General features: G+C 63.3%; 16 protein-coding genes. 8 read left to right on the top strand and 8 right to left on the bottom strand.

The window, feature by feature from the left end:
- Nucleotides 1-191: 191 nt before the first annotated feature.
- On the bottom strand, nucleotides 192-1568 hold the full coding sequence (gene ffh / locus ACF8EF_RS21970; protein ID WP_003252139.1) for a signal recognition particle protein: 1377 nt from the start codon (nucleotides 1566-1568) through the stop codon (nucleotides 192-194).
- 311 nt (nucleotides 1569-1879) lie between these two features.
- On the opposite strand from ffh, the gene ACF8EF_RS21975 reads away from it, so the two are divergent.
- The 3 genes from ACF8EF_RS21975 (at nucleotide 1880) to ACF8EF_RS21985 (ending at nucleotide 5470) form a co-directional block, all read left to right on the top strand.
- A complete protein-coding gene (locus ACF8EF_RS21975) occupies nucleotides 1880-2689 on the top strand; it encodes an inner membrane protein YpjD (RefSeq protein WP_176682703.1) in 810 nt (269 codons plus the stop codon).
- Between the two features lie 9 nt (nucleotides 2690-2698).
- The gene (locus tag ACF8EF_RS21980) at nucleotides 2699-3904 is read left to right on the top strand and encodes a transporter associated domain-containing protein (RefSeq protein ID WP_176682702.1); all 1206 of its coding nucleotides are present in this window, start codon (nucleotides 2699-2701) and stop codon (nucleotides 3902-3904) included.
- A 267-nt stretch (nucleotides 3905-4171) separates the two neighbouring features.
- Nucleotides 4172-5470: an MFS transporter gene (locus ACF8EF_RS21985; RefSeq protein WP_392460532.1), complete on the top strand. Its 1299-nt coding sequence runs from the start codon at nucleotides 4172-4174 to the stop codon at nucleotides 5468-5470.
- A gap of 137 nt (nucleotides 5471-5607) precedes the next feature.
- On the opposite strand, the gene purT is transcribed toward ACF8EF_RS21985, so the two are convergent.
- The 5 genes from purT to ACF8EF_RS22010 form a co-directional block, all read right to left on the bottom strand.
- Entirely contained in the window at nucleotides 5608-6789 is a 1182-nt protein-coding gene (gene purT / locus ACF8EF_RS21990) for a formate-dependent phosphoribosylglycinamide formyltransferase (RefSeq protein ID WP_392460533.1), read from the bottom strand.
- A gap of 76 nt (nucleotides 6790-6865) precedes the next feature.
- The gene (locus ACF8EF_RS21995; protein WP_392460534.1) at nucleotides 6866-7333 is read right to left on the bottom strand and encodes a preQ0 transporter; all 468 of its coding nucleotides are present in this window, start codon (nucleotides 7331-7333) and stop codon (nucleotides 6866-6868) included.
- 196 nt (nucleotides 7334-7529) lie between these two features.
- Nucleotides 7530-7733: a DUF1289 domain-containing protein gene (locus tag ACF8EF_RS22000; protein ID WP_209963821.1), complete on the bottom strand. Its 204-nt coding sequence runs from the start codon at nucleotides 7731-7733 to the stop codon at nucleotides 7530-7532.
- Nucleotides 7723-8247, bottom strand: coding sequence for a gamma carbonic anhydrase family protein (locus ACF8EF_RS22005; RefSeq protein ID WP_103443794.1), 525 nt, complete (start codon nucleotides 8245-8247; stop codon nucleotides 7723-7725). Before ACF8EF_RS22005 ends, ACF8EF_RS22000 begins: the two co-directional genes overlap by 11 nt.
- Nucleotides 8248-8291: 44 nt before the next feature.
- Nucleotides 8292-8891 (bottom strand): CoA pyrophosphatase, encoded by a 600-nt coding sequence (locus ACF8EF_RS22010; RefSeq protein ID WP_176682699.1) that lies wholly within the window; start codon nucleotides 8889-8891, stop codon nucleotides 8292-8294.
- A 123-nt stretch (nucleotides 8892-9014) separates the two neighbouring features.
- Between ACF8EF_RS22010 and ACF8EF_RS22015 the strand changes: the two genes are divergently transcribed.
- The 4 genes from ACF8EF_RS22015 (at nucleotide 9015) to ACF8EF_RS22030 (ending at nucleotide 16540) form a co-directional block, all read left to right on the top strand.
- On the top strand, nucleotides 9015-9566 hold the full coding sequence (locus ACF8EF_RS22015; protein WP_021785719.1) for an NUDIX hydrolase: 552 nt from the start codon (nucleotides 9015-9017) through the stop codon (nucleotides 9564-9566).
- Between the two features lie 22 nt (nucleotides 9567-9588).
- Nucleotides 9589-10143 (top strand): murein L,D-transpeptidase family protein, encoded by a 555-nt coding sequence (locus ACF8EF_RS22020; RefSeq protein ID WP_176682698.1) that lies wholly within the window; start codon nucleotides 9589-9591, stop codon nucleotides 10141-10143.
- A 160-nt stretch (nucleotides 10144-10303) separates the two neighbouring features.
- Nucleotides 10304-11986 carry a ShlB/FhaC/HecB family hemolysin secretion/activation protein gene (locus ACF8EF_RS22025; protein WP_392460535.1) on the top strand — a complete coding sequence of 561 codons (1683 nt, stop codon included), beginning with the start codon at nucleotides 10304-10306 and terminating at the stop codon, nucleotides 11984-11986.
- A 27-nt stretch (nucleotides 11987-12013) separates the two neighbouring features.
- Nucleotides 12014-16540, top strand: a complete 4527-nt coding sequence (locus tag ACF8EF_RS22030; RefSeq protein WP_392460536.1) for a hemagglutinin repeat-containing protein — start codon at nucleotides 12014-12016, stop codon at nucleotides 16538-16540.
- Between the two features lie 160 nt (nucleotides 16541-16700).
- Here the strand turns inward: ACF8EF_RS22030 and ACF8EF_RS22035 are convergent, their stop codons facing one another.
- Nucleotides 16701-17336 carry a Pr6Pr family membrane protein gene (locus tag ACF8EF_RS22035; RefSeq protein ID WP_209963811.1) on the bottom strand — a complete coding sequence of 212 codons (636 nt, stop codon included), beginning with the start codon at nucleotides 17334-17336 and terminating at the stop codon, nucleotides 16701-16703.
- A gap of 1 nt (nucleotide 17337) precedes the next feature.
- Complete coding sequence (locus ACF8EF_RS22040) at nucleotides 17338-17559, bottom strand: VF530 family DNA-binding protein (protein ID WP_392460539.1); 222 nt, start codon at nucleotides 17557-17559, stop codon at nucleotides 17338-17340.
- Between the two features lie 163 nt (nucleotides 17560-17722).
- On the opposite strand from ACF8EF_RS22040, the gene ACF8EF_RS22045 reads away from it, so the two are divergent.
- On the top strand, nucleotides 17723-19765 hold the full coding sequence (locus ACF8EF_RS22045; protein WP_392460540.1) for a TonB-dependent receptor: 2043 nt from the start codon (nucleotides 17723-17725) through the stop codon (nucleotides 19763-19765).
- The last annotated feature ends 269 nt before the right edge of the window (nucleotides 19766-20034 follow it).

Genomic DNA, 20034 nt, shown 5'->3' on the forward strand with positions numbered 1-20034 from the left:
ATAGGCACACGGGTGCCCAAAAGGCCGCATATTCTCGGGGAATACACGGACATTTGCAAATGACTTTTTCGGCAAGGCCTCGCCCTGCCGTCCAGATTTGCCGGTTGCGCCGCGAAATTCGCGGCCGTTGCCCCGCTACAGCGGGGATTCTGGGCGCTTGCCAGACAAAAGGCAGGCACCCGGATCAGGGGTTACAGCTTTGGCATGCCGCCACCTGGCAGCATCCCACCGAGGCCGCGCATCATCTTGGCCATGCCGCCTTTGGCAGAAAACTTCTTCATCATCTTCTGCATCTGCTTGTGCTGCTTGATCAGCCGCCCGATGTCCTGCACCTGGGTACCGGAACCCAATGCAATACGGCGCTTGCGCGAACCGCTGATCAGGTCAGGGTCACGGCGCTCGGCCGGGGTCATGGAGTTGATGATCGCTTCCATCTGCTTGAACTGCTTTTCGGCCGCGCCTTGGGCGTTGCCCATTTGTGAGAGGTTGACCCCACCGATGCTCGGCAGCTTGTCCATCAGGCCGCCGAGGCCGCCCATGTTCTTCATTTGCTGCAACTGGTCGCGGAAGTCTTCGAGGTCGAAGCCCTTGCCCTTCTTCAGCTTCTTGGCCAGCTTGTCGGCCTTGGCCTTGTCGATGGTCTGCTCGGCCTGCTCGATCAGGCTGAGCACGTCGCCCATGCCGAGGATGCGCGAAGCGACGCGGTCGGGGTGGAACGGCTCGAGTGCCTCGGTCTTCTCACCCATACCGATGAACTTGATCGGCTTGCCGGTGATTGCACGGACCGACAGCGCGGCACCGCCACGGGCGTCACCGTCGACCTTGGTCAGCACCACACCGGTCAGCGGCAGCGCCTCGCCAAACGCCTTGGCGGTGTTGGCGGCGTCCTGGCCGGTCATGGCGTCGACCACGAACAGCGTCTCGATCGGTTTGACGGCAGCGTGCAGCGCCTTGATCTCGTCCATCATGTCGGCGTCGATGTGCAGACGGCCGGCGGTGTCGACGATGACCACGTCGATGAACTTCAGCTTGGCTTCACGGATGGCGGCTTCGGCGATGGCCACCGGCTTCTGGCTGATATCGGACGGGAAGAAGGTGACGCCGATATCGTTGGCCAGTGTTTCCAACTGCTTGATCGCCGCCGGACGATAGACGTCGGCAGACACCACCATCACGCTCTTTTTCTTGCGCTCTTTAAGAAAGCGCGCCAGCTTGCCGGCGGTGGTGGTCTTACCGGCGCCCTGCAGGCCCGCCATCAGTACGACAGCAGGCGGGGCGGCGTTCAGTGCGAGGTCTTCGTTGGCCGCGCCCATCAGGCTTTCCAGCTCGGCCTGGACGATCTTCACGAAGGCCTGGCCCGGGGTCAGGCTGCGCGACACCTCGGTACCGACCGCACGATCCTTGACGCTGTTGACGAAATCCTTGACTACCGGCAGGGCGACGTCGGCCTCGAGCAGGGCCATGCGCACTTCGCGCAGCGTGTCCTTGATGTTGTCTTCGGTCAGCTTGGCCTTGCCGGTGACATGGCGCAGCGTCTGTGACAGGCGGTCGGTCAGGTTTTCGAACATGGTGATCCTTTCAGGCCCAGTAAAGCCGAGGTTTGTCAGGTGCCAGGGGGGAACTACCCACCCGCCGGGCACAGCAAGGCGGCGATTATAGCGAAGTGCAGCGGCGACGCACACCTTGGTAGATATTCGGTGGCTGTGCTGGCCTCTTCGCGGGCGCGCCCGCTCCCACAGGATCCTCACTGCTTGCAGGCCTGCGCCATACCTGCAGAAGCGGGCGTGCCCGCGAATGCCCTGACACAAGCCTTCAGTCTTCCTTGATCAGCGGAATCTATGCCAAACTCCGTCTCTTTAAGGCTCGCCAACCAGGACTTATGGTCTCCTCTCCCAGCCTCATCCCCAACCTGATCGCTGCCGGCCTATATATAGCGGCGGCCATCTACCAGGGCTCATACCTGTCCCAGGGCCGCAAGGCCGACAAGCGCCTGCTTGGCCTGCTGGGTGTCATCGCGGTCCTGGCCCAGGCCGGCGCACTGTTCTTCCAGCTGATCACCCCGCTGGGCCTGAGCCTGGACTTCTTCAGCGCCGCCAGCCTGATCGCCGTGGCCGTCATCTCCCTGACCCTGCTGGCCTGCCTGCGCATACCCGTGGAAAACCTGTTGGTGCTACTGTTCCCGCTGGGTGCGGTGACCGCGCTGCTGGCCCAGTTCGCACCACCCGGCACGGTACCGCTGATCAACGAAGAACCCGGCATCCTTGCGCACATCCTGTTGTCGATCCTGGCCTACGGGCTGTTCACCATCGCGGTGTTCCAGTCGCTGCTGTTGCTGCTGCAGGACCGCCAATTGAAGAACAAGCACCCGTCCGGGCTGATCCGTAACTTCCCGCCACTGCAAACCATGGAAAGCCTGCTGTTCGGCTTCCTCTGGGCCGGCTGGTGCCTGCTGTCGCTGTCGCTGATCTCCGGCTGGCTGTTCCTCGACAACCTGTTCGCCCAGCACCTGGTGCACAAGACCTTGCTGGCCTGTGTCGCCTGGGTGGTGTTCAGCGTGCTGCTGTGGGGCCGCACCCGCCTGGGTTGGCGAGGCCACATGGCCATCCGCTGGACACTGGCCGGTTTCTGCCTGCTGATGCTGGCCTATTTCGGCAGCAAGCTGGTTCGCGAATTCATCTTGCATATCTGACGGCCGCCCATGGATACCCTGCCGTACGCACCGCTATTCGGCACTCTGGCACTGGCCCTTTTGTGGTCAGCGCTGTTCACCGCAGTGGATGCTGCCCGCCTGCAGCTCAATGGCGCACTGCGCGCCGGCGAAGACGGCCAGCCCGTACTGCCAGCCCAGGCCTTGGTGCTGTGCGCCAGCCTGGGCAAGCTGCTGGTACTGGGGCTGGCCTGCCTGGTCGGCCAGCGCCAGAGTGGCGAGCACGGCTTCTGGCTGGCAGGCCTGGCCGCCACCCTTGCCTTGCTGGTTTTTGCCGAATACCTGCCGCGACGCCTGGCCCGGCGTAACCCGCAGGCGTTCGTGAGCCTTGGCGCCAGCCTGCTGAAAGTGCCCCTCGCACTGCTGCAGCCACTGGCCTGCCTGCTGGACGGCACCGCCAAGCTGATTCTGCGCCCGTTCCGTGCACAGCCCACAGCGGTGGCCCTGCACACGCAGGATAGCGATGACTTCGATGAGGATGAACAGCACGAAGCGCCTCGCCATGGCCTGCTCGACGGCCTGCAATCGCTGGACAAGATCACCGTCAACGACATCCTGGTGCCGCGCAACGAAGTGGATGGCATCAACCTCGACGAGCCGATCGAGCGCATCATCGAGCAGTTGATCGTCAGCCGCCACACCCGCCTGCCGGTCTACCACAACGATATCAACCAGGTCGAAGCGATCCTCAACACCAAGCTGATCAGCCACCTCTTGCCCAAGGCCGGGCTGACCCTCGAAGCGCTGCACGGCGCCTGCTACGAGCCCTATTTCGTGCCGGAAAGCACGCCCCTGCAAATGCAGTTGTTGAACTTCCACAAGCAGCAACGCCGCTTGGGCGTGGTAGTGGACGAGTACGGCGAAGTACTGGGTATCGTCACCCTGGAAGACATTCTCGAAGAGATCGTCGGCGAGTTCGAGGACGAGCAAAGCCTGGATAACCCGCATGTCCACCCGCAGCCCGATGGCACCTTCGTCATCGATGGCACCGCTTCGTTACGCGAAATCAACCGCACCCTGGGCTGGCACCTACCCTGCGACGGCGGGCCGAAAACCCTCAACGGGCTGGTGACCGAAGCGCTGGAAAGCATCCCGGAAAGCGCTGTTTGCCTGAAGATAGGCCGCTATCGCCTGGAAATCCTTGAAACAGAGGACAATTGTGCCAGCAAGGTACTGGTGTGGACCGTGACCCGATAGCTATACTCGGGTCACGCTTACCCAGCCCCGCCGTCACGCCTGCTACCCGCACCCGGCGCTCCACGGCCAGTCCGCTCCACTGATACGCCCTGCGGTCCTGCGTCAATACCCCGAACAGTACCCGCCCCGCCCCTACCCCCCTTGGGCCATCGTCAGTCGGGCGCACACAACGAAACGCTCCGGCGTCCGCGTAACCGTGCCTTTTACATGGCAAGCCATCGCGGGCCAAGCCCATGGAGCCGGACCAGACTGTCAGGGACTTACTCAATGACAAGCAGTACTTACGCCCAAGCGCCTGCCGCGCCAGTCAACTCGCCTGCGCGGGTAGCCACTGCCAGCTTCATCGGCACCGCCATCGAGTTCTATGATTTCTATGTCTACGCCACCGCCGCAGCCCTGGTGATCGGCCCGGTGTTCTTCCCGTCCGGGTCGGGCACCGCGCAAATGCTGGCCGCCTTCCTCACCTTCGGTATCGCCTTCCTCGCCCGCCCACTGGGCTCGGCATTGTTCGGCCATTTTGGCGACCGCATCGGCCGCAAGTCGACGCTGGTTGCCTCGCTGCTGCTGATGGGCGTATCCACCACCGCCATCGGCGTGCTGCCGGGCTATGACAGCATTGGCGTGTGGGCGCCGATCATTCTCTGCCTGCTGCGCTTTGGCCAAGGCCTGGGCCTGGGCGGCGAATGGGGTGGAGCGGCCCTGCTGGCCACCGAAAACGCTCCGGAAGGCAAGCGTGCCTGGTTCGGCATGTTCCCACAGTTGGGCCCTTCAATCGGTTTCCTGGCTGCCAACGGCCTGTTCCTGACTCTGGCCCTGGTGCTCAGCGACGAGCAGTTCCGCGAGTGGGGCTGGCGCATTCCGTTCCTGCTCAGCGCCGCACTGGTACTGGTTGGTCTGTATGTGCGCCTGAAGCTCGAAGAGAGCCCGGTGTTTGCCAAGGCCGTTGCCCGCCACGAGCGGGTGAAAATGCCGGTGGTCGACCTGTTCTCCAAATACTGGCTGCCAACCCTGCTGGGCGCTGCGGCCATGGTGGTGTGCTATGCACTGTTCTACATTTCCACGGTGTTCTCGTTGAGCTACGGCGTGACCACACTGGGCTACAGCCGCGAAACGTTCCTTGGCCTGCTGTGCTTCGCGGTGGTGTTCATGGCCCTGGCCACACCATTGTCGGCCTGGCTCAGTGACCGTTACGGGCGCAAGCCGGTACTGATCGTCGGCGGCCTGCTGGCGATAGCGTCGGGCTTTACCATGGAGCCACTGCTGACTTCGGGATCGACCACGGGTGTGGCGCTGTTCCTGGCCATCGAGCTGTTCCTGATGGGCGTGACCTTTGCGCCGATGGGGGCACTGCTGCCAGAGCTGTTCCCGACTCACGTGCGTTATACCGGTGCCTCGGCGGCGTATAACCTGGGCGGTATCGTCGGCGCCTCGGCGGCACCGTTCTTTGCCCAGAAACTGGTGAGCATGGGGGGGTTGAGCTGGGTGGGGGGCTATGTGTCGGTGGCGGCGGTGATCAGCCTGATTGCCGTGCTGTGCCTGAAAGAGACGCGCAATACCACGCTGTAAGCCACTGGGGCCGCTTTGCGGCCCTATCGCGACACAAGCCCCCCCCCCAGGGATCGCGTAAGCCTGGAAGCTGCGCTATCCCTGTGGGAGCGGCCTTGTGTCGCGATAGGGCTGCAAAGCAGCCCAGCACTCTCGGATCAGAACTCGACCTTGACCGCCTGCGAAGCACGGGTCGCCTTGGCCCGCGCCAGTTCGACCGATTCGTCACGCGCCAGGCACACACCCATGCGGCGGGTGCCATTGATTTCCGGCTTGCCGAACAGGCGAATGGCGGTATCCGGCTCGCTCAGCGCTGCGCCCAGGTTGGCGAAGCTGGTCTGTTGGGACTGGCCTTCGGGCAAGATCACTGCCGAAGCCGACGGGCCGAACTGACGCACCACCGGAATCGGCAGGCCGAGAATGGCGCGGGCATGCAGGGCGAATTGCGACAGGTCCTGGGAAATCAGGGTGACCAGACCGGTGTCATGCGGGCGCGGCGACACTTCGCTGAACCACACCTGGTCGCCCTTCACGAACAGCTCCACACCAAACAGGCCACGACCGCCGAGGGCATCGGTGACCGCCTTGGCCACGCGCTGCGATTCGGCCAGCGCCTTCGGGCTCATGGCCTGTGGCTGCCAGGACTCCTGGTAATCGCCCTTCTCCTGACGGTGGCCGACGGGCTCGAGGAAGGTGGTGCCGCCCACGTGGCGCACAGTCAGCAGGGTAATTTCATACTCGAAGTCGATGAAACCCTCGACGATCACCCGGCCCTTGCCAGCGCGGCCGCCTTCCTGGGCATAGTCCCACGACGTCTGCAGGTCAGCATCGCTGCGCAGCAGGCTCTGGCCCTTGCCCGACGAGCTCATCACCGGTTTGACCACGCACGGGTAACCCAGGTCGGCTACGGCCTTGGCGTAGTCTTCATAGGTGTCGGCGAAGTGGTACGGCGAGGTTGGCAGGTCCAGCTCTTCGGCAGCCAGGCGGCGGATGCCTTCGCGGTTCATGGTCAACTGGGTGGCGCGGGCGGTCGGCACCACGGTGAAACCTTCGTTTTCCAGCTCGACCAGGGTGGCGGTGGCGATGGCTTCGATTTCCGGAACGATGTAATGCGGCTTCTCGGCTTCGATCACCGCGCGCAGGGCAACGCCATCGAGCATGTTGACCACATGGCTGCGGTGCGCCACCTGCATTGCCGGTGCATTGGCGTAACGGTCGACGGCGATTACTTCGACGCCCAGGCGCTGCAGTTCGATTACCACTTCCTTGCCCAGCTCGCCACAGCCGCAGAGCAGTACACGGGTCGCGGTGGGCGACAATGGGGTTCCGATACGGGTCATTTCAGGTCCTCGAAGGCAACCGGGGCCGCGCCAGGCTAGACGCCACCCGCTGAAAAAGGACCGCTATTCTACACCATCAACCGGCCACGGCAGCCCGCCGGGCGCGAAATGCCATGGCCAGCCACACCGCGGTTACACCGGCGAACTTCGAGGCCATCGCGGTGCCGATCACTGCCGGGGTCAGCGCGCCGATCATGCCGAAGAAAATGAAGGTATCCACCGGGATGCTCAGCGCCGAGCTGAGCCACAGGCGGTCGCGCAGGGGTCGACGGGTGATGCTGAACACCAGCCAGTCGATCAGTTCGGAAATGAAAAATGCGTTGGCGCTGGCCAGCGCGATCGCCGGCTCCGAAGTGACATAGGACAGCACCAGTGCCACCAGCATGGCGAACAGCGCGCCATGACCGAAGCGGGTCTGCACCATGTCGCGCAGGATAAACACCAGGCCGCCCCAGGCGGACCAGATGATGTCCAGGTGCGGGGCACTGGAGAAGGCGTAGTTGATCAGCACTACGCTGCTGATGTAGGCAATCAGATAGAACATGGCGGGCTGTCTGTGGGCAAGCCGTACAGATTACCGCTGGGCCGTTCGCGGGTAAACCCGCTCCCACAGATGTTGTGCAGCCCTCAAGGCTGTCGCTGTACCTGTGGGAGCGGGCGTGCCCGCGAAGCTGCCACTGCGGTGCATGGCACCGGCTTCGCCGGTGTTCGCGGGTAAACCCGCTCCTACAGGGTTCGCGTCAGGCCTGCAAGATGAGGCCGGCTTCTACTGCCCGTTCATGGCAACGCTTGAGCACCGCCCGGCGCTCAGCATTGTCCATCCGCCCCCAGCGGCCAATCTCCGCCACGGTACGCTGGCAGCCGGTGCAGATATCCTGCTCGTCCAGCGCACAAATGCTCACACACGGCGAAGCCACCGGCCGCTCGACCACTTCACTCATCATCAACCACCAGATCCCGCGCATAGCGCTGGGCATTGTGCACGTAATGTGCGGCACTGGCTTCAAGCATGCGCTTCTGCTGCTCGGTCAGTTCGCGTACCACCTTGCCCGGCGAGCCCATCACCAGCGAACCATCCGGGATTTCCTTGCCCTCGGCAATCAGTGCGTTGGCGCCGATGATGCAGTGTTTGCCGATGCGCGCACCATTGAGGATCACTGCGTTGATACCGACCAGGCTGAAGTCGCCCACCGTGCAGCCATGCAACATGGCGTTGTGGCCAACGGTCACGCCCTTGCCCAACGTCAGTGGCGAGCCCATGTCAGTGTGCATCACCGTGCCATCCTGCACGTTGCTGCCTTCGCCGATATCGATCAGCTCGTTATCCCCGCGCAACACCGCGCCAAACCACACACTGGCATTGGCTTGCAGGCGCACGCTGCCAATGAGCGTGGCGTTGGGTGCGGTCCAACTGGTGGGGTGGCTCTCGACCCGCAGGTCACCCAGGCGATATTTCATGCTTGTTCCTCAGGCTGCGACGCAGACGGCGGGTCAGGCCCCGCTCAATTTTTGATGTAACGCTCCGGCGGCTGATGCAGGCTGATACCGGCATCGAACAGCAGGTTGACCAACTCGACGATCATGATCGCCGACAACCCCCAGATCTTGTATTCGCCATAGCGATAGCTTGGCACGAACCAGCTACGGCCCTGGTAATCGATACGGTGGGTATGGTCACGCGGGTCCTGGCGGAAGAACTCCAGCGGCACGGTGAACACTGCCGCAATCTCGGCATCATTGGCGCGATATTCGACGAAGTCGGGAATAAGCCCGACGAATGGCGTCACTTTCAGGCCATGTAGCGAGATCAGCGGACTGAGCGGGCCAATCACCTCCACCAGGCCAGGGGGCAGGCCTATTTCTTCTTCAGCCTCGCGCAGGGCAGTAAACACCAGGTCCGGGTCTTCCGGGTCCCGACGGCCACCGGGAAAGGCCACTTCACCACCGTGGGTAGACAGACCCTTGGCGCGCAGGGTCAAAACCAGTTCGGGCGCTTCGCTGCGGGTAATGGGCAAGAGGACCGCCGCTTCAGGGAACCGTCTGTCGGTTTCCAATGACGCGGGTTGGTGGTTGCTCATTCGGCGAAGTAGCTCGTCCAGCATTGCGCACGCTCGTATCCAGGTCCTGTGTTGCATGATGCACCAAAGCCGCGAAGCACCCAAGCCCCAGCGCTTGCGGCGGCACGGTGGCCGCGCCAAGATAGCCTTGAACATAAGGAACCACACATGAAATTCTGCAGCGCGTGCGGCCAACCGGTCACTCAGCAGATCCCCGAGGGCGACAGCCGCCTGCGGTACGTCTGCGGCTCTTGCCAGACCATCCACTACCAGAACCCCAACATCGTGGCCGGCGTGTTGCCGACCTGGGGTAGCCAGGTGTTGCTGTGCCGCCGCGCCATCGAACCGCGCCGGGGCTTCTGGACCCTGCCCGCCGGTTTCATGGAAAACGGCGAAACCCTCGACCAGGCCGCGCGTCGCGAAACCGTCGAGGAAGCCTGCGCCCGGGTCGGGCCGACATCCCTGTACCAGCTGTTCGATCTACCGCACATCAGCCAGGTGCATGTGTTCTTTCGCGCCGAGTTGGCGGACCTGGACTTTGCCGTCGGTGTGGAAAGCCTGGAGGTACGCCTGTTCGAAGAACATGAGATACCGTGGGACGAGCTGGCTTTCCGCACCGTCACCCGCACACTAGAATGCTACTATCGCGACCGCATCGGCCAGCACTACCCCATAGGCCATGAATACCTGCCGCCGATGAACGTGTCGCCACACACCTAAAAGCCTTCAGGGATACTGTTCCATGCGCTGGTTGCTTGCCTTCTTCTGCCTTTGCGTTACCTCGGTGTCCCAGGCGGCCTTCACCGAAACCATCATCCGCAAGCCCGTGCCGGCAGCGCAATCCCCATCGCCTTCGCAGCAAGCCATGCAACCGTTGATCGACAAGGTGCTGGTGATCAAGTCCGAGCGCCGGCTGCAGCTGATCAGCCGTGGCGAGCCGCTGAAAACCTACCGCATCTCGCTGGGCAAGCAGCCCAAGGGTGCCAAGGAACGCGAAGGCGACAAGAAAACCCCAGAGGGCTTGTACTGGCTGGACTGGCGCAAGCAGAGCGACCGCTTCAACCTGGCCATGCACATCAACTATCCGAACATCAGCGATGCCGCCCGCGCGACCCGGGCAGGGGTGAATGCCGGCAGCATGATCATGATTCACGGCACGCCGATCAACGATGAATACCCGGAATGGTACTTCCATACCCTGGACTGGACGGATGGTTGCATCGCCATGCGCAACCGCGACATGCAGGAAGTGTGGGATCTGGTACGGGATGGAACGCTGATCGAGATCCGGCCTTGATATAGGGCCTTCCGGCAACGGTTGTAGGAACCTTCCCACCGTTTTGCGAGAACCTGCCTTACAGGTGCTTAGGCAGGGTACTGCATCCAGGCGAATGACTTAATTTTTAGCATCCACGCAGACGAGTACGAAAACCGTACATCATTTGCGGGGTGCTTCAATGCCGTGCCTGATTCACCGCATCGCCCATTGGCTGTCGGCCAGTTGCCTTTCAGGCCTGCTGTCCATTCCCCAGGTGCTGGCCGACGACCCTGCCAGCCAGCAACTGCGCGATCAGCAGCAGGGGCTGCGGCAGCTGGAGCAACAGCAGCGGCTGGAACGCTGGCAGCGTATCCCCGTCCCGGCTGAACCGACCAACACCACTTCCCGCCACCCCCACGACGATCACTGCTGGGCAGTCGATGGCGTGCGCGTGGCTGGCATGCACCGGCTTTCGAGCTCGGCACTGGCGCCGACGCTCCGTGCTTTCACACCTGCCTGCATGGGCATCGCCGACATCAACCGGCTGCTCAAAGCCATCACCCAACGCTATGTTCAAGCCGGCTACCCAACCAGCCGACCCTACCTGCGGCAGCCCCCAGAAGAGGGCATGCCGCTGGACATCGTCATTGTCGAAGGTTTTGTCGAAACCATCGAACTGGCAGGCCCCGACTTGCCGTTGTCCCTCTCCAGCGCCTTCCCTGGCCTGCTCGGGCAGCCACTGTACCTGCCCGACCTTGAGCAAGGCCTGGACCAGCTCAACCGCCTACGCGCCTATGAGCTGGGCGCCACCCTGCTGCCCGGCGAACTGCAGGGCGGCACCCGCGTGGTCGTGCAGCCAGGCAAGGTTGGTTCACGCTGGCACCTGGACAGCCGCTTCGACAACCGGGGCAGCGAGCTGACCGGCCGCCACCGCCTCAACCTCGGTATTGGCCTGGACAGCCCGCTTGGCCTCAATGATGAGCTGCGCCTGTCGTTGACCAGCACGGTGCTCGATACGCCCGGCCAAAGCCAAGGCATGTCGCTGTACTACAGCATCCCCTATGGCGCCTGGACCTTTGCCCTCAGCGCCAGCCAGCTACGTTATCAAGCCCCCCTCCCCTACAGCGACAAGGCTGTCGACGGCAGCAGCAGCTATCAGGGCCTGAGTATCGAGCGGGTGTTGTGGCGCAACCAGCAAGGCCTGCTCAGCGCCAGTGCCCGGCTGGACCGCAAGCAACTGGTCAACCGCAGCGCTGGCGCGGTTATCGTCCAGCAGAGCCCGACGCTGACCACGGTAGAGGCCGGGATCAACCTGCTGTGGCTCGAAAGTGGCTTGTGGAACGGCTACTTCGGCGTTGCCCAAGGCATTGACGCATTGGGTGCCGACCGTTCGCCGTTGGGTGCTCAACGCCTGCGCCCGGACTTTCGCAAATACCGCGCCAACCTGCTGCACCTGCGTCAGGGCCCGGCACCCAACCCTTGGCGCTGGCAGAGCGAGTTGGCCCTGCAGTACAGCCGCGACCTGTTGCCTGCCGTCGAACAGCTGCTGGTGAGCGACGATTCGGCTGTCCGCGGCTTTCGTCTGCACACTTACTCCGGTGCCAGCAGCGCCGTCTGGCGCAATACGTTCAGCCAAGCGCTGCCGCTGACCTGGGCCCCCCCCTTCGAGATACGCCCCTACATCGGCCTGGACCAGGGCTGGGTTCGCACCGCCGAAGGCAAACCGTCACAGCGCCTGGCCGGGGCCGCCGCAGGGTTGGAGCTGACCCTGCCCGGCAGCCGCCTGCGCCTGGACTACCAACGCGCCCTGTACACCAGCGACCTGCCCCGCCCGCGGCTGGAGCCCGGCTTCTGGGTACTGGACTGGACACTGAGCATCTGATTCACCCACAACAAAGAGAACGAGAAAATGCAAACACTCTCGCAGTTACCGCCTGTTCGCCCGGATACCTTGCGCTGGGCAATCTTCTTCGCGGTGTTCGGGCCCAGCGCCGCACTGGCTCAGACCGGGCTGGAAGCAGCCAGCGGCCCCGGGGGTACCCCGGTCATCCACAACGGCCACGGGGTACCGGTCATCGACATCGTGCCGCCCAACGCCAGGGGGCTGTCACATAACCAGTTCATCGACTACAACGTTGGCACCCCAGGCCTGGTGCTGAACAACGCCACCGCAGCCGGGCAATCGCAACTGGCCGGTGCCCTGGCGGCCAACCCGCAGTTTCAGGGCCAGGCCGCCTCGACCATTCTTAACGAAGTGGTCAGCCGCAACGCCTCGCTGATCGAGGGGCCACAGGAAATCTTCGGGCGCCCGGCCGACTACATCCTGGCCAACCCCAATGGCATCACCCTCAACGGCGGCAGTTTCATCAACACCACCCGCGCGGGCTTCGTGGTGGGCACCCCGCAATTCGAGGAGCAGCAGCTCAGGTACCTCGATACGCTCACTGCCAGTGGGACCCTGCAGGTACTTGAGCATGGCCAGAGCAATGCCGGTGGCGCACTCGAACTGATCGCACCGCGCGTGGACAGCAAAGGCCTGCTCATGGCCAGCGAAACGCTCGACATCACCGTCGGTCGCAACCGTATCGACAGCCGCAGCGGCGAGGTGCTCGAACACCTGCCCAGCCCCTCTTCGAGCATTGACGCCAGCCTGTTCGGCGCCATGCGCGCCGGGCGTATCCGTGTGGTAAGTACTGCCGAAGGCGCGGGTGTGCGTGTGGGGGCCTCGCAGATTCTGGGCACCGAGGGGGTCGACATCAGCTCGGCCGGGGGCCTGCATGTCAGCGGCACTGGCGACCGCCCGACCGAGCTGCGCAGCGAGCGTGGCCTACTGAAACTCACCGCTGCCGATGACCTGATGCTTGAAACGGTTGACGGCCAGGCCCAGCGAATCGAAGCAAGGGCCGGCAAGAAGCTCACACTGGATGCCAAGACAATCGAGCACATCAAGCACGACAGTGATAGCTGGAACAAGAAGTTCTGGTTCGTCACCCGCGAAACCTACAACAGCAAGACCACCACCACCCACCAGCAGCAACAGGGCAGCCAATTGCTGGGCACTGACAGCGTGCTGCTGCAGTCCGGCGACGACATGCGCATGACCGCAGCGAAGGTGGACGCCGGTAACGAGCTGACGGTCGACAGCGGTGCCGGCCTGGACATCATCGCCGGCATCGATAGTAAACGCACCGAACAGCAGGTGCGTCATCGCAAGGATTTATGGCGCGGTGACAGCGATCGCGATCAGCTCAAGGAAACCGCAAAGGGCAGTACCCTGAGCGCCGGGCACATGTCGATAAAGGCAAGCGACAACCTCAACGTGCAGGGCAGCAGCCTGCACAGCCGCGGCGATCTGGCTATCCAGGCAAAACAGGCAGACATCGGCACCACCACCCTGCAGGAACACGGCACCCAACGCGACTACCGAGGCGACCTGGTGTCCGGCACATTCTTTGGTGACCGCAAAGGTAACGACACCGAGGGCCAGGTCGTCGCGGGCAGCACGGTAACCAGCGATGGCGAGCTCACCGTGAGAGCCGACCAGGTTGCCATCAAAGGCAGCACCGTGTTCGGCAAACAGGACGCGGTGCTCTACAGCGAGAACGGCTCGCTGGCCATCGAGGCAGACCATGGCAGCACGACCTCCACCCAGCGCACCAGCGACAGTAAGCTGTTCGGCCTGATCGGCAGCAAGCACGAAAGCACGGACCGCAAACAGCAGGTACTGGTCAGCGACGTCAGCTCGACCAGCAACCTGCGCCTGGCCAGCGCCGAAGAGATGCGCATCCAGGGCGCCAAGGTCGAAGCTGGCAAGCACCTGCAAGTCGAGGCCAAAGGCGACCTGCTGATTGGCAGTGCGCAATCGGTCGATGAACGCGAAACCCGCGACCAACAACGCGGTTTCACGGCCAGCGCCAGACAGACCCAGGAAGCCGAGGATGGCAAGCCCGAGTCCCGCCAGTATGCGGCTGGCGTGGCCTATGAGGTCGTTACCACCACCGGCAAGCAGCGCGCGACCACCCAGGTTGCCAGTGAGCTCAAAGGCGCCTCGGTGGGCATGAGCAGCGGCGCGCACCTGCAGGTCAACGGCAGCAAGGTCCAGGCCACTGCTGGCGACCTCGATGTGCAGGCACGGGAAGTGACACTGGGGGCGACCCGCAACGACCGTGACACAGCCACCAGCACCACCGAAAGTGGTGGCGGGCTGACGGTAACCGGTGGCATCGACCGTCTGGGCAGTTTGTTCGAAGGCCATCACAACCGCGAGGTGCAAGCCGAACGCGAAAGCAAGGTGCAGCGCAGCGAGTTGCAGGCCAGCGGCGATCTGAAATTGCGCAGTGATGCACTGCTCACCGAGGCCGCGCACGTCGAGGCCGGCAACACCCTGCAGGTGACCGCCGAACGCATCGACAACCGTGCGGTGCAGGATACCCATGAACATGAACAAACCCGTGACGACTGGTCGGGTAGCCTGGGCGCCAGTATCGAATACCGCGACCTGACCCGCCCTATCGAGCGCCTGGTGCTGGGTGAGGAAGCCCCGCGCTTCCAGCAAGCCTCACCCGAAGACGCCATGGCGCCGCCCAGCGTGGGTGCCGACATGACGGTTGAACACCTCAAGCGCCTGGAAAACCAGCGCCGTGGCATTGCTCAGGTCAGCGAGTTGTCCGCAGCCAAGGTCGAGGTCAAGGCTGAGACACTGGCCGACCAGGGCACAGCCTGGCGGGCCAATGCCGGCTCGCTGAAGATCGAGGCGCAACAGCACCAGGTGAGCGCCGCCGAAAATACCCAGGAAACCACCGTTCAACGCCTGGCCTATGGTGGCGACGCGCGCCTGGACACCAGCACCGGCGAGGACTTGAATGTACGCGCCGCCGGCAAAGGAGGGTCGCTGGATAAAAAGGATATTGCCAGCAGCGCTGTGCCCGGCAGCCTTTACGGGCAACAGGGTATCCAGGTACAGCTGGGCAGCGATGGCCGCTACGAAGGGGCCCACATCGATGGCGGTGAAGGCAGCGTGGTCATGCACAGTGCCGGGTCGCTGGCCTTACCCCAGGCGACCGACCAGGCCGAACAGCAGTCACGCCAGCTCGATGGCAATGCCTGGGCCAAAGTCGGCAACCGCCCGGGCAGCACCGGTGTCGATGGCCGGGGTTATCTGGAGCATGGCCAGAAGCTGAGCACGCAGGGCAAGGCTCAAGTGGCACAAATCGACGCCAAGGGCGAGGTAAAGCTGACCAGCACAGGCGACCTGTTGCTCGAAGGCACGCGCATTGGTAGCCGCGAGGCCAAGGCCGGCGACATACAGGTGCAAAGTGGCGGCCAGTTGCAGGTCAAGGCGGCCAGCAATACCCAGCAAGCCGCAGGCAGCAACCTGGGTGGCGGCATGGAGCTGGCGGCCAAGGCTGGCCAGACCAAGGGGGGAGCCATCGGCGGCCACTTCAGCCACGGCAAGCAAGACGAACAAGCACGGCAGGCGGTCGATGCCCAGTTTGCCAGCAACGGCACACTGACCCTGAGCAGCAGCGCCCGCGAGGACATCGCCCTGCACCTGCAAGGTCTGCAGGCCTCGGCCGAACAGATAACCCTCGACGCCTCGAATGGCGGCATGCTGGTTGAAGCCTCTTCCAGCCAGGAGCGACGCGACAACCTCGACATCTCGGCCGGCGCCGGTTTCAACATGGCCAAGGGCGCGTTGGACACCCGCGGTCTGCATGGCCGGCTCAAGGTTGAACTCGACAAGCGCGACAACCTCACCTGGAATACCAGTGACCTGCGCGCCGAGCGCATCGACCTGCAAAGCCGTGGCGATACCCGCATCGAGAGTGCCACCCTGGATGCAGGGCATATTGGCGGCACAATCGACGGTGACCTGCGCATCGCCAGCCTCAAGGACAGCGTCGACACCCTGAGCGTGAAGGGCGATGTCAGGCTGAGCCAGGAGAAAAACCCGCAGGGCTATGTCAACGCGGCCAAATCGGTGGCTGGCCCGCTGGGAGGCAAGGTCGAGAAAACGGCCGGTTCGGCCCTGAGCAAGGCAGACCCAGGGTTCTCGCCGACCGTCAGCCTCGACGTGTCGCATGCACAGCGCGACAACGTGGCGCGTCAGACCACGCTTAAAAGCAGCGACGGCATAGACCTGCAGGTCGGTGGCAACGCTCATCTGGTGGGGGCACGCTTGCAGTCGGCCAAGGGTGACGTGAGGCTCGACGCCAACTCGATCACCCAGGAAACGCTAAGCGGTAATGACTATCGCCGAGACCTGTCGCTGGATGCGTCCAACTCACCGGTGGACCTGGGCACGGCAATCGCCGAGATAGCCAAAAGCAAAATGGCGGCGGATGGCGAAAATGCGCTGGACCTGGGCGTGTTGAGGACCAGTGGGCATAGTCGCAGCGAGCAATGGGTTTCGAGCATGCAAGGGAAGAAGCACTAAGACGCCATCGCGGCCCAGGCCATTTGGGGATGTCAGAAATCTTGTGCCCCGCTGCTGACACCCCGGCCGCGTGTCTCCCGCTTCCACAGCGAATACCACAGCCCCTGGGCTTGTGATTTCTCTGCGGGAGCGGGCTTGCCCGCGAAGAGGCCGGTACAGGTCAGGCCAGTCTGTGCAGCCCCCGCCACCGATCCAGCCCAAGCAACACCAGCCCTATCCCCCAGAAACCCGCCAGCACCCCGAGCGCATTGAGCATCACCTGCCCATACCCCAGGCTCGCCACATCGATAAACGGGTAGGCATACACGCCAATCTCGCTCCCCCGCCACAGCGCATAACCAAAGTAGACCGCCGGGTACACCGCCCACACCAGCAAATGCCATAGCCGCAAACTGCCCTTGGGCACTTCGCACCACCAGTACAAGGCATACAGCACCGGCATCACGTCGTGCAGCAACTCGTCCGCCAGCCATTGCCAACCCTGTGGTTGCCACAAATGGCGCAGCAGCACGCTGTAGGCCAGCGCCACCAGCACGATACTGACGGCCACTGCAGAGCTTACCGAGGGCGACAGGAAAAAGCGTTTGCCACGACCCTCCCGACCGAACGCGGCATAGCTGAGCACCGTCGCCACCAGGGTATTGGTAAGCACGGTGAAGTAGCCGAACACATTGATCAGGCCGCCAATCAGGCTGGCCTGTTCCTGCCAACGCGCCAGCAGCACCAGGTTCACCTGCACGGCCAGGCCGAACCAGCCCAGCACAGCCATGCCGGTCAGCCAAGGGCGACGCGACATGTCAGGCCTGGCGCTGCAGCTTCACGTACAGCTGCTCGACCTTTTCCCGCGCCCACGGTGTTTTGCGCAGGAACGTCAGGCTCGACTTGATGGTCGGGTTGCTCTTGAAGCAGCGCACATCGATACGCTCGGCCAGGCCAGGCCATTGGTAATGCGCCACCAGCTCGGTGAGGATCTGTTCAAGGGTCTTGCCGTGCAGCGCGTTGTGTTGGGGCGTGCTCATGCTGTGCTCCGTAGGAAAGATGCGCACCTTACACGAGTGTAGTGGTGGGAGGGATCCGTCGAGTCGACAGAAAAATCGCTGGTCAGCGGCTAAACCTCTGTGATGGAATAGTTATGTTATGTTGTAACACTAAAAAGCATCTGCCAAGGAACGCCCCATCCCCATGCTGCACACACCGCTTCGCCTCTCCCCCCTTGCCATCGCACTCTGGCTGGCTGCATCCCCCAGCCAGGCCGTAGAACTCGAACCACAGGTCATCACCGCCAACCCGTTGGGTAACCGCCAACTGGCCGCCCCCAGCACCGTGCTCGAAGGCGAAAACCTGCTGCAACAACAGCACGGCAGCCTGGGTGAAACCCTGAACAAGCAGCCCGGTGTCGCTTCTACCTGGTTTGGCCCTGGCGCGAGCCGACCGGTCATTCGCGGACTGGACGGCGACCGCATCCGCATTCTGCGCAACGGCGTCGGCGCCCTGGATGCCTCGTCGCTGTCCTATGACCACGCCGTGCCCCTGGACCCGGTGACGGTCGATCGCGTCGAAATCGTCCGTGGCCCAGCCGCCCTGCTTTACGGCGGCAACGCCATTGGCGGGGTGGTCAACACCTTCGACAACCGCATTCCGGATGCTCCGATCGAGGGCATCCACGGTGCCGGCGAACTGCGTTACGGCGGTGCCGACACCACTCGCAGCAGCGCTGGCAAGCTGGAGGCCGGTAACGGTGCCTTCGCCCTGCACCTGGACGCCAACAGCCGCCAGTTCAACGATCTGCGCATCCCTGGCTACGCCCGCAGCGCCAAGGTGCGCGATGCCGACGAGCCCGGCAGCAAACACCGCCTGGAAAACAGCGACGGTCGCCAGGACGGCGGCGCAATCGGTGGTGCCTACCACTGGGACCACGGCTACGCCGGCCTGTCGTACAGCGGCTACGACAGCAACTATGGCTCGGTGGCCGAGTCCGGCGTGCGCCTGGACATGAAACAGGATCACTACGCCTTCGCCTCCGAACTGCGCGATCTGGACGGCCCATTCAGCTCGGTCAAGGTAGATGCCGGCTACACCGACTACGAGCACAAAGAAATCGAAGAAGGCGAGGTCCATACCACCTTCAAGAACAAAGGCTACGAAGCGCGTATCGAAGCCCGCCACCAACCGCTCGGACCAGTGGAAGGGGTCATTGGGGCCCAGGTCAGCCGTAACGAGTTTTCGGCCCTCGGCGAGGAAGCCTTCGTCCCGCATACCGATACCGACAGCGTGGCACTGTTCATGCTCGAGCAGTGGCAAGCCAACGAGCGCCTGAACCTCAACCTGGGCGCGCGCATGGAGCATACCCGCGTAGACCCGGACGCCAAAGGCAACGAGAACTTCGTTGACGCCGACAGCGCCAGCAGCTTCAACGCCTTTAGCCTGTCTTCTGGCGCGGTGTACCAGCTCGACCCGGTCTGGTCGCTGGCGGCCAACCTCGGCTACACCGAGCGCGCCCCGACCTTCTACGAGTTGTATGCCAACGGCGCCCACGTGGCCACCGGCGCCTTTGAAGTGGGTGATGCCAGCCTGAACAAGGAAAAGGCCATTTCCGCCGACCTGGCGCTGCGCTTCGACAACGGCACCCACAAGGGCAGTGTCGGGGTGTTCTACAGCCACTTTCGCAACTACATCGGCCTGATCGGCACCGGCAACCTGCGTGAGGGCGGGCATGATCACGACCATGACGAGGATGACCACGATCACGACCATGAAGGCTTCCCGGAATACCAGTACCAAGGCGTGCGGGCGCGCTTCTACGGCATCGAGGCCCAGGACCGCTGGCAGCTGGCCGAGAATCGTTACGGCAGCTTCGCGCTGGAGCTGTCCGGTGACTATACCCGGGCCAAGAACCTCGACAGTGGCGAGCCCCTGCCCCGTATCGCCCCGCTACGCCTGAACAGCGGCCTGGTCTGGGAGCTGGACCGCTGGCAGGCGCGAGTAGATGTGCAACATGCCGCATCGCAGCACCGCAAACCCGCCAACGAAACCAGCACCGATGGCTACACCACGCTGGGGGCCAGCGTTGGCTACCGCTTCGACATTGGTCAAAGCCAGTGGTTGGCGTTTGTGCGCGGCGAAAACCTGACCGACCAGACCGTGCGCTACGCCAGTTCGATCCTGCGCGATATCGCACCGGCGCCGGGGCGCAGTGTGGAAGTCGGGTTGCGTACCACCTTCTGAACCACAAGCGACGAAGATCGGTGTAGGAACGGGTTCACCCGCGAATACGATGGTAGGTCAACCGGCGCATTCGCGGGTGAACCCGCTCCTACACCTGCCTCGATTAATGACGACTGTTGCCCGTTCAGCAACAGTCATCTGCGACAATTTGTCTTTTTTTCTTATAGTTTCCCCTATATCCTCCCCGCCGCAAGCTGAAACGCTTCATCGAACAATCTTGTCGCCATATCCATTGAGGGGCCCGCCCTTCGATGCGCTTGCCGTTTTTT

Source organism: Pseudomonas sp. zjy_15 (genome assembly GCF_043101865.1).
In the GTDB taxonomy this organism is placed as follows: Bacteria; Pseudomonadota; Gammaproteobacteria; order Pseudomonadales; family Pseudomonadaceae; genus Aquipseudomonas; species Aquipseudomonas putida_Y.

Bases quoted from the DNA above. Each gene is read 5' to 3' on its own strand.
- ffh (WP_003252139.1), bottom strand. From the start codon at position 1,568: ATGTTCGAAAACCTGACCGACCGCCTGTCACAGACGCTGCGCCATGTC.
- ACF8EF_RS21975 (WP_176682703.1), top strand. From the start codon at position 1,880: ATGGTCTCCTCTCCCAGCCTCATCCCCAACCTGATCGCTGCCGGCCTA.
- ACF8EF_RS21980 (WP_176682702.1), top strand. From the start codon at position 2,699: ATGGATACCCTGCCGTACGCACCGCTATTCGGCACTCTGGCACTGGCC.
- ACF8EF_RS21985 (WP_392460532.1), top strand. From the start codon at position 4,172: ATGACAAGCAGTACTTACGCCCAAGCGCCTGCCGCGCCAGTCAACTCG.
- purT (WP_392460533.1), bottom strand. From the start codon at position 6,789: ATGACCCGTATCGGAACCCCATTGTCGCCCACCGCGACCCGTGTACTG.
- ACF8EF_RS21995 (WP_392460534.1), bottom strand. From the start codon at position 7,333: ATGTTCTATCTGATTGCCTACATCAGCAGCGTAGTGCTGATCAACTAC.
- ACF8EF_RS22000 (WP_209963821.1), bottom strand. From the start codon at position 7,733: ATGATGAGTGAAGTGGTCGAGCGGCCGGTGGCTTCGCCGTGTGTGAGC.
- ACF8EF_RS22005 (WP_103443794.1), bottom strand. From the start codon at position 8,247: ATGAAATATCGCCTGGGTGACCTGCGGGTCGAGAGCCACCCCACCAGT.
- ACF8EF_RS22010 (WP_176682699.1), bottom strand. From the start codon at position 8,891: ATGCTGGACGAGCTACTTCGCCGAATGAGCAACCACCAACCCGCGTCA.
- ACF8EF_RS22015 (WP_021785719.1), top strand. From the start codon at position 9,015: ATGAAATTCTGCAGCGCGTGCGGCCAACCGGTCACTCAGCAGATCCCC.
- ACF8EF_RS22020 (WP_176682698.1), top strand. From the start codon at position 9,589: ATGCGCTGGTTGCTTGCCTTCTTCTGCCTTTGCGTTACCTCGGTGTCC.
- ACF8EF_RS22025 (WP_392460535.1), top strand. From the start codon at position 10,304: ATGCCGTGCCTGATTCACCGCATCGCCCATTGGCTGTCGGCCAGTTGC.
- ACF8EF_RS22030 (WP_392460536.1), top strand. From the start codon at position 12,014: ATGCAAACACTCTCGCAGTTACCGCCTGTTCGCCCGGATACCTTGCGC.
- ACF8EF_RS22035 (WP_209963811.1), bottom strand. From the start codon at position 17,336: ATGTCGCGTCGCCCTTGGCTGACCGGCATGGCTGTGCTGGGCTGGTTC.
- ACF8EF_RS22040 (WP_392460539.1), bottom strand. From the start codon at position 17,559: ATGAGCACGCCCCAACACAACGCGCTGCACGGCAAGACCCTTGAACAG.
- ACF8EF_RS22045 (WP_392460540.1), top strand. From the start codon at position 17,723: ATGCTGCACACACCGCTTCGCCTCTCCCCCCTTGCCATCGCACTCTGG.